The organism is Curtobacterium sp. PhB130, assembly GCF_003755165.1.
Classification (GTDB): Bacteria; Actinomycetota; Actinomycetes; order Actinomycetales; family Microbacteriaceae; genus Curtobacterium.
The window spans coordinates 1-1,696 of the sequence record NZ_RKII01000003.1 but is presented as its reverse complement, the minus strand read 5'-3'; the positions used below and the strand labels follow the sequence as shown (position 1 = coordinate 1,696).

Here is a 1,696-nt window from a genome sequence, read left to right as displayed (position 1 = left end):
ACGTTGAGTCCGGCGGCGTCCTACTCTCCCACAAGGTCCCCCTTGCAGTACCATCGGCGCTGAGAGGCTTAGCTTCCGGGTTCGGAATGTGACCGGGCGTTTCCCTCTCGCTATGACCACCGGAACACCTTCGACCCAATCCTGGATCAAAACCGTTCCTTCAGATAGCTGAAGTATTCAGTTTGATTCCCGATCATCTGTCGGGAACCACAAAGTGGACGCGAGCCCCACACCGAAGTGCGGGAAATAATTGTGTTGTCAAGTCTTCGGCTTATTAGTACCGGTCAGCTCCACGGGTCGTTAGTCCCCGCTTCCACATCCGGCCTATCAACCCAGTAGTCTGCTGGGAGCCTCTCACACTCAAGGTGCATGGAAATCTCATCTCGAAGACGGCTTCCCGCTTAGATGCTTTCAGCGGTTATCCGGTCCGAACGTAGCTAATCAGCGGTGCCCTTGGCAGAACAACTGACACACCAGAGGTTCGTCCATCCCGGTCCTCTCGTACTAGGGATAGATCTTCTCAAATTTCCAACGCGCGCAGCGGATAGGGACCGAACTGTCTCACGACGTTCTAAACCCAGCTCGCGTACCGCTTTAATGGGCGAACAGCCCAACCCTTGGGACCTACTCCAGCCCCAGGATGCGACGAGCCGACATCGAGGTGCCAAACCATGCCGTCGATATGGACTCTTGGGCAAGATCAGCCTGTTATCCCCGAGGTACCTTTTATCCGTTGAGCGACAGCGCTTCCACAAGCCACTGCCGGATCACTAGTCCCGACTTTCGTCCCTGCTCGACCTGTCAGTCTCACAGTCAAGCTCCCTTGTGCACTTACACTCGCCACCTGATTGCCAACCAGGTTGAGGGAACCTTTGGGCGCCTCCGTTACTCTTTGGGAGGCAACCGCCCCAGTTAAACTACCCATCAGGCACTGTCCATGAACCCGATCAGGGTCCTACGTTAGACATCCAGAGTGACCAGAGTGGTATTTCAACAATGACTCCACGAACACTAGCGTGCCCGCTTCACAGTCTCCCACCTATCCTACACAAGCCACACCGAACACCAATACCAAACTGTAGTAAAGGTCACGGGGTCTTTCCGTCCTGCTGCGCGTAACGAGCATCTTTACTCGTAGTGCAATTTCGCCGAGTTCGCGGTTGAGACAGCTGGGAAGTCGTTACGCCATTCGTGCAGGTCGGAACTTACCCGACAAGGAATTTCGCTACCTTAGGATGGTTATAGTTACCACCGCCGTTTACTGGGGCTTAAATTCAGAGCTTCGCCCAAAGGCTAACCCCTCCTCTTAACCTTCCAGCACCGGGCAGGCGTCAGTCCGTATACATCGTCTTGCGACTTCGCACGGACCTGTGTTTTTAGTAAACAGTCGCTTCCCACTGGTCTCTGCGGCCTTCAACGCTCACGGAGTAAATCCGGTCACGTGTCCGGCCCCCCTTCTCCCGAAGTTACGGGGGCATTTTGCCGAGTTCCTTAACCACGATTCTCTCGATCTCCTTGGTATTCTCTACCTGACCACCTGAGTCGGTTTCGGGTACGGGCGGCTGCAACCTCGCGTCGATGCTTTTCTCGGCAGCATAGGATCACTGATTTCCCCTTACGGGTACGCGTCGGATCTCAGGCATACAGACGACGGATTTGCCTATCGTCAGCCCTACATCCTTACACCAGGTTCACC

General features: G+C 55.0%; 2 rRNA genes. Both read right to left on the bottom strand.

From position 1 onward, the window contains the following. Positions 1-7 precede the first annotated feature (7 nt). Positions 8-124 (bottom strand): 5S ribosomal RNA (rrf, locus tag EDF24_RS00045). A gap of 130 nt (positions 125-254) precedes the next feature. Then, positions 255-1,696: ribosomal RNA gene (locus tag EDF24_RS00040) — 23S ribosomal RNA — on the bottom strand; the annotation flags it as partial.